5 protein-coding genes, 1 tRNA gene and 1 pseudogene are annotated in these 6,619 nt (G+C 73.7%); 3 read left to right on the top strand and 4 right to left on the bottom strand.

Features of this window, described 5'->3' with window-relative positions:
- Positions 1 to 2: 2 nt before the first annotated feature.
- The 3 genes and pseudogenes from GT030_RS03845 to GT030_RS03835 all read right to left on the bottom strand — a co-directional run bounded on the left by GT030_RS03845 (position 3) and on the right by GT030_RS03835 (position 1,536).
- Positions 3 to 76 (bottom strand) — tRNA-Lys (locus GT030_RS03845).
- A gap of 78 nt (positions 77 to 154) precedes the next feature.
- A pseudogene (locus tag GT030_RS36130) lies at positions 155 to 568 on the bottom strand (IclR family transcriptional regulator C-terminal domain-containing protein); the annotation flags it as partial.
- Positions 569 to 588: 20 nt separating this feature from the next.
- Entirely contained in the window at positions 589 to 1,536 is a 948-nt protein-coding gene (locus tag GT030_RS03835; RefSeq protein ID WP_161199838.1) for a D-2-hydroxyacid dehydrogenase, read from the bottom strand.
- A gap of 229 nt (positions 1,537 to 1,765) precedes the next feature.
- Between GT030_RS03835 and GT030_RS03830 the strand changes: the two genes are divergently transcribed.
- Positions 1,766 to 2,497 (top strand): decarboxylase, encoded by a 732-nt coding sequence (locus tag GT030_RS03830; RefSeq protein ID WP_161199837.1) that lies wholly within the window; start codon positions 1,766 to 1,768, stop codon positions 2,495 to 2,497.
- Between the two features lie 108 nt (positions 2,498 to 2,605).
- Positions 2,606 to 3,694, top strand: a complete 1,089-nt coding sequence (locus GT030_RS03825; protein WP_161199836.1) for an LLM class flavin-dependent oxidoreductase — start codon at positions 2,606 to 2,608, stop codon at positions 3,692 to 3,694.
- Here the strand turns inward: GT030_RS03825 and GT030_RS03820 are convergent.
- On the bottom strand, positions 3,673 to 5,493 hold the full coding sequence (locus GT030_RS03820; RefSeq protein WP_161199835.1) for a bifunctional diguanylate cyclase/phosphodiesterase: 1,821 nt from the start codon (positions 5,491 to 5,493) through the stop codon (positions 3,673 to 3,675). The genes GT030_RS03825 and GT030_RS03820 overlap by 22 nt on opposite strands.
- Before the next feature lie 377 nt (positions 5,494 to 5,870).
- On the opposite strand from GT030_RS03820, the gene GT030_RS03815 reads away from it, so the two are divergent.
- Positions 5,871 to 6,619: M6 family metalloprotease domain-containing protein (locus GT030_RS03815; protein WP_161199839.1), on the top strand; the 749-nt coding region annotated here is incomplete at its 3' end.

The following is a 6,619-nucleotide window of genomic DNA, read 5'->3' as shown; positions in this document are numbered from 1 at the left end:
TGTGCGCCGCCAGGGACTCGAACCCCGGACCCGCTGATTAAGAGTCAGCTGCTCTAACCAACTGAGCTAGCGGCGCATGACTCCCGCCTTCCGCTTTCGCGGCCGGCGACGAAGAAAATACTACCTGGTCCCCGAGGGTGCTCCGGACCACCTGCAGCGCCAGCGGGAGCAGGACCGGGGCCGCGTGGCGGCTGAGGGCGTCCGCCGCCCGGCGCGGCCGGTGCGCGCGCTCCACCGGCAGCGACACGGCCAGGCGGCCGACGGACGCCCCGGCCGTGATCGGGACGGCCGCGCAGACCGTGCCGAGCGCGTACTCCTGGAGGGCGGGCACCGGGACCGTGGGCGGCTGGGACTCCAGCCGGGACAGCAGCAGCTTGTCACTAGTGATCGTCCGCGAGGCCGGCCGGGCCGTCCGGTGCCGGGACAGGCGGTCGCGCCGGGCGTCGTGGCCGAGCCGGCCCAGCAGGCTCTTGCCGACGGCGGTGGCGTGCGTGGAGGAGCGGAAGTCGACCCACTCGTCGGCCGCGGGGGCGCTCGGGCCGGCCGCGTACTGGGTGACCCGCACCTGTCTCGACAGGGCAGGGGAGTTCAGTGACCCGGTACGTAACCGCGCTTCTTGTCCACCACGTTGACCAGCGCTCTTCCGGCCGCCCAGCGCTCGAACAGGTCCACGAACTGGGCGCCGAGTTCGTCCCGCCAGCCGACCGTGTCGCCGCTCATGTGCGGCGAGACGAGCAGGCCGGGCAGGTCCCACAACGGGCTGTCGCCGGGCAGGGGTTCGGTGCTGAAGACGTCCAGCGCGGCGCCCGCGATCCAGCGTCTGCGCAGCGCCTGGGCGAGGGCGGCCTCGTCCACCAGCTCACCCCGGCCGACGTTGACGAAGACGGCCGAGGGCTGCATCACGCCGAAGCGGTGCGCGTCGAACATGCCGCGTGTCCGGTCGGTGAGCGGGGCGGCCGCGATCACCCAGTCCGCGCGGGCGATCAGCCGGTCCAGGTCGGCCGGTCCGTGCACACCGGTGCGCGGTGCCCGGCCCACCAGCGCGGGCCTGACTCCGAGTGCCTTCAGGGTGTCGGCGATGGCCCGGCCGATCGGCCCGGAGCCGACCACACAGGCGCGGGTGCCCGCCACCCGGCGCGTCTCGCGGTGCCGCCAGACGCGGTCCCGCTGGAGCTCCAGCGTGCGCGGGAGGTCCTTGGCGGCCGCGAGCACGAGGGCGGCCACGTACTCGGCCATCGGCTGGTCGAAGATGCCGCGCGCGTTGGTCACCACCGTGTCGGAGGCGGCCAGTTCGGGGCAGAGCAGATGGTCCACGCCCGCGCTCGCCGTGTGCACCCAGGCCGGGCGCGGCCCCTCGCCGGGCCAGGCGTCGCGCACCGCCCGCGACTGGAAGTCCCACACCAGCAGTACGTCCGCCTCCGGCAGCAGCGCGGCCAGACCCTCGTCGTCGGTGTGCAGCACGCGGGCCCGCCCGGTGAGCCGGCCGAGCCTCGGCGGCGGATCGGCGCCCAGCACCAGCAGGGTGGGGAGGGCCATCGGCCTGCCACCTCCCCTCTCCCGCGCGGTCGCCCCACGCTGGCACGGGGGCCCGGCGCCGTCAACGGGCCGCGCCCCGAGGGGGCGATCCGGCCTGTGCTGGGTACCCGGACCGGGAGCGGGGGTGCCCGTACCGCCGTGCGGGCCACACGGGGCGCCCTCGCGGGAAGCGGGGGAAGACGCAGGGGAGATCCCTGAACAGACCGTGGACGAAGACAGAAAGGCCGACATGACAGCGATCGGATTCCTCTGCCCGGGCCATCGCGGCGAGGACGACTACCCGCGCGTCGAGCAACTGCTCGCCGGCGCGGTCCGGCTGGACCTGGTGCACACCGGCACCGGCGAGGACGCCCACGCGGTGGAGCCGCTGCACGGCGCGGACTTCGCCGGACGGCTCACGGCGGCCATGGAGGGACTGCGGCTGACCGGCGCCGAGGCCGTGGTGTGGACGAGCCCGGCGGGCGGCTTCGCGCACGGCTGGAAGGGCGCGCACACCGAGGCGACGGAACTGGCCCGGCAGGCGGGACTCCCCGCCTCCTCCACCTCGCTGGGCTTCGTGCACGCCGCCCGGGCACTCGGCGTCCGCAAGGTCGCCGTCGCCCACGCCCACCCGCCGAAGACGGCCGCGCTGTTCCGGGCGTTCCTGGCCGACGGCGGCCTGGAGGTGACCGGCGCCGAGGAGGTCGACGCCCTCACCGCCGAGCGCGCCGCCGAGGGCGACGAGGCGGAACTGGTGGCCCTGGCACGGGCCGCCGACACCCCGGACGCCCAGGCGGTGCTGCTGCCCGACACCTCGCTGCGCACCGCCGCCCACCTGTCCGCGCTGGAGGCCGCGCTCGGCAAGCCGGTGCTCACCGCGTCCCAGGTCTCGGTGTGGGAGGGGCTGCGGCTGGCCGACCGCCGGCTGCACACCGACACCCTCGGCGCCCTCTTCACCCGCGAGCCCGTCGCCCAGCTCTGACAACCGGCTCCGGCCAGGACTCCTCCGGCCCGGCCGTGGAATAAGCGGGGACTGCCTCCTGTTACGGCACGGCAGGACAGAGCACGCCGTAAACAGGAGGCATCCACCGTGCCGGCAGACGAGATCCGGGGTGCCGTGCACGGCACCGCCCCCGTCCCCCTCTCCGTACTCGACCTGGTCACCGTGGGAGCCGGGAGCACCGCGAGCGACGCGCTGCGCACCAGCGTGGAGCTGGCCCGCCTCACCGAGGCGCGGGGCTTCAACCGGTACTGGGTCGCCGAGCACCACTCGATGCCGGGCGTCGCCTCCTCCTCGCCCGCCGTGATCCTGGCGAACCTCGCCGCCCACACCGACCGCATCCGGCTCGGCTCGGGCGGCGTCATGCTGCCCAACCACGCCCCGCTGGTCATCGCCGAGCAGTTCGGCACCCTGGAGGCCATGGCACCGGGCCGGATCGACCTGGGCCTCGGCCGGGCGCCGGGCACGGACGGGGCGACGGCGGCCGCGCTGCGCCGCTCCGACACCCTGAACGAGGGCGCCGACGACTTCCCGCAGCAGCTCGCCGAGCTGACCAGGTTCCTCGACGACGACTTCCCCGACGGCCACCCCTACGCCCGTATCCACGCCATCCCCGGCCCGGTGCAGGGCAGCACCCCCGGCGGCGTGCAGTCGGCGCACCGGCCGGTGATCTGGCTGCTCGGCTCCTCCGGCTTCAGTGCCCAACTGGCCGGAATGCTGGGCCTGCCCTTCGCCTTCGCGCACCACTTCTCCGTGCAGAACACCATTCCGGCGCTCGACCTGTACCGGGAGACGTTCCGCCCCTCCGAGGTGCTGGCCGAGCCCTACGCCCTCATCGGTGTCTCCGCGCTCGCCACCGACGACGAGGCCGAGGCCGCTCGCCAGGTCCGCGCGACCGCGCTGAACATGCTCCGGCTGCGCATGGGCCGTCCCGGTCTCTTCCCCGACCCCGACGACGCGGCCCGGCACGAATTCAGCCCCATGGAGGAGGAGTTCGCGGCCTCCTTCACCCGCAACATCGTGCACGGCACCGCCGAGGAGGTCCGCGCGGGCCTGGACGACCTGCAGAAGCGCACCGGCGCCGACGAGCTGATGCTCACCAGCCACGCCCACCGCGGCGAGCTGCGGCTGCGCTCCTACGAGCTGATCGCCGACGCCTACGGCCTGCCCGCCGCGTAGCTCTGCACCCCGAGCAGCTCCGTGATGCGGTCCGGCGGCACCGGGCGGGAGTAGAGCCAGCCCTGCCCGGTGTCGCAGCCGATCCGGCGCAGCCGGGTGGCCTGCGCGGAGGTCTCCACGCACTCCGCGGTGACGGTCAGCCCGAGCCGGTGGGCGAGCTGGATCATCGCCTCCACGATCACCTCGTCCGCCGGGTTCGCGGTGGTCCCCGCCCCGGCCGGGCCGGGTTCGCCGCCCTCGTACTGGAAGCCGCGTACGAAGGACCCGTCCAGCTTCAGCACCGAGACCGGGAGCCTGCTGAGGTAGGCCAGGTTCGAGTAGCCGGTGCCGAAGTCGTCGATGGCGATGCGCACGCCCATGTCGCTGAGGGCCTGCAGCGCCTGGATCGGGCGGCCCCCGGAGCCCATCACGGCCGACTCGGTCAGCTCCAGCTGGAGCAGGTGCGGGGCGAGCCCGGTCTCGGTGAGCGTGCTCGCCACGTCCGCGACCAGGTCGGAGTCCCAGACCTGGCGCACGGCCACGTTCACGCTGACGAAGATGGGCGGCTCGTCCGGATGGGCGAGCTGCCACTGCCGCGCCTGGCGGCAGGCGGTGACCAGCGCCCAGCGGCCGAGCTGCACGATCGAGCCGTCCTCCTCGGCCAGCTGGATGAACCGATTCGGCGTCAGCGTCCCGAACTGCGGGTGGTGCCAGCGCACCAGTGCCTCCACCCCGCTCAGCCGCCCGTCCTCCATGCCGACCAGCGGCTGGTACTCCAGCGCGAACTCCCCGCGCTCGATGGCCGGGCGGAGCGTGGAGGAGAGGGCCTGCCGGGTGACGCGGTGCGCGTTGCGCTCGGGGTCGAACAGGGTCCAGCGGGCCTTGCCGTCGGCCTTCGCCCAGTACAGCGTGGTGTCGGCGGCCTGCATCAGACCGGTCGCCGTCGTGCCGGCGGTGTGCCGCTCGACCACCCCGATGGACGCGGTCAGCGACAGCCGCCGTCCGGCGAGGTCGAACGGCTCCTCCAGCGCCCGCAGCGCCGAGGCGGCGAGGTCGGAGAGCTGCTCGGTGCCGGTGGAGTCCTCCACGAGCAGCGCGAACTCGTCACCGCCGAGGCGGGCCACCAGCGGGGCGCCGGCCCGCGCGCCCCCGGTCTCCTCGGCCACATGGGTCAGCCGCTTGGCCACGGCCTCCAGCAGCCGGTCGCCGACGCGGTGTCCGAGGGTGTCGTTGACCGCCTTGAACCCGTCCAGGTCCAGACAGCACAGGCCGATCCGCCCGGTTCCGGTGCCGTCCTCCGGCTCCGCCTCCAGGGCGGCCGACAGCCGCTCGAAGAACAGGGTGCGGTTGGGCAGCCGGGTCACCGGGTCGTGCATCCGCAAGTGTCTTAGCCGCGCCTGGAGTTCGCGGCGGGCGCTGATGTCGGAGACGGACAGCAGGGCGCCCGGCGTGCCCTCGGCCAGCGGGGTGACGGTGATCCGCACCCAGACGGGGTCCCCGTCCGGCTGTTTGAGGCGCCGGGTGCAGCGGAGCCGGTCCTGGCGGCCGGCGAGCACCTCGCGGTAGGCGTGCCGGGTGCGCGGGTCGGGGGCGAGGTCCACCAGGTCGGCGGCCGGGCGGCCGGCCAGTGCCTCGGCGGTCGTGCCCAGCAGCGCTCCCAGCGCGGTGTTGGCGTGCGCGACCAGCCCGTCGGGGGTCACCACGGCCATGGGGAGCGGGGCCGTGGTGAAGACCCGGTGGTAGGTCATGTGGTCACCGTCGGTCACGGCTGACCGGTCGAGGTCTGCCGCGGGCGTCGGCCCTTCGGACGTTCCGCTCACCGCTCGCTCCCGCAGTGCACTCGATCCCTGTCCGTGCCGGAAAGTGTGCCGATCATAGAGGCTGGTACCGGCCCCTTCCAGCCGGTCTTCAGTCTCCACGACCGCCCCGCCCTCCTGACAGATCGTTTCTGCCCGGACCTGGACGGGTTCTTGAGGCCCATGACCACTTGTGACGTTCCGTGAGTGGTTCGGGGTGTCGTCCGCCGGGTGGCCGCCGGGGGCCGCCGGAGGCGCAAACGGGCGTACTCACCCTTCCGGTTCAGGTAAACAGGGCATAGCGCAACATAAGCACACAGTCTGGGTTGTGGTGTCCCGAACCGCGACCGGAGGTCCCAGACGTGCCCAAGCTGCGCAGCGCCGCCGCCGTGGCCACCACGATGTCGGCGCTCGCCGCGACCTCGATCCTCACCGGCCCCTCGGTGGCCGAACCCTTCTCGCCCGAGCCCTGCGCGCTGCACCGCACCGACGCCCACCACTCCGAGGGCCTGGACACCTGGAACACCGCCTACCCGCGCCCGCAGGGCACGCTCCACGCGGCCCTGGTCTTCCTGTCCTTCCCCGACGCCGCCCCGCGCACCACCCCCGACGAACTGACCGCCGACCACTTCCCGGCCACCAGCCGCTACTTCGAGCAGTCCTCCTACGGCCGCTTCACCCTGCGCCCGCACCCGATGGACCGCTGGCTCAGGATGCCGCGCCCGTCCACCGCGTACCGCATACAGCGGGACTGGGCGCCCGCGGACCGCTCCGCCTATCTGCGGGACGCGTTCGCCGTGGCCGACAAGGCACTGGACTTCTCCCGCTACGACGTGGTCTACCTGGTGGCCGACCCGGACGCGCCCGGCGTCGACTCCGACGCCACCAAGGTCGTCAACCTCGACTCGCCCGTCCGGCTTGACGGCACCGACGTACGCCGGGTCGTCACGGTCTTCGAGCAGCACCCGCCCGACCGGCTGGTGCTCGCCCACGAGACCGGGCACGTCTTCGACCTCCCCGACCTCTACCACCGCCCTACCGACTCCAAGGACGACTGGGACACCCATGTCGGCGACTGGGACCTGATGGGCAGCCAGTTCGGGGCGGCCCCGGACCTCTTCGGCTGGCACAAGTGGAAGCTGGGCTGGCT

Origin of the sequence: Streptomyces sp. SID1328, assembly GCF_009865595.1 — a bacterium.
GTDB lineage: Bacteria > Actinomycetota > Actinomycetes > Streptomycetales > Streptomycetaceae > Streptomyces > Streptomyces griseoluteus.
The sequence above is the reverse complement of the archived record's forward strand: the minus strand, read 5'-3'. Positions and strand labels throughout refer to the sequence as shown.

Bases quoted from the DNA above. Each gene is read 5' to 3' on its own strand.
- GT030_RS03835 (WP_161199838.1), bottom strand. From the start codon at position 1,536: ATGGCCCTCCCCACCCTGCTGGTGCTGGGCGCCGATCCGCCGCCGAGG.
- GT030_RS03830 (WP_161199837.1), top strand. From the start codon at position 1,766: ATGACAGCGATCGGATTCCTCTGCCCGGGCCATCGCGGCGAGGACGAC.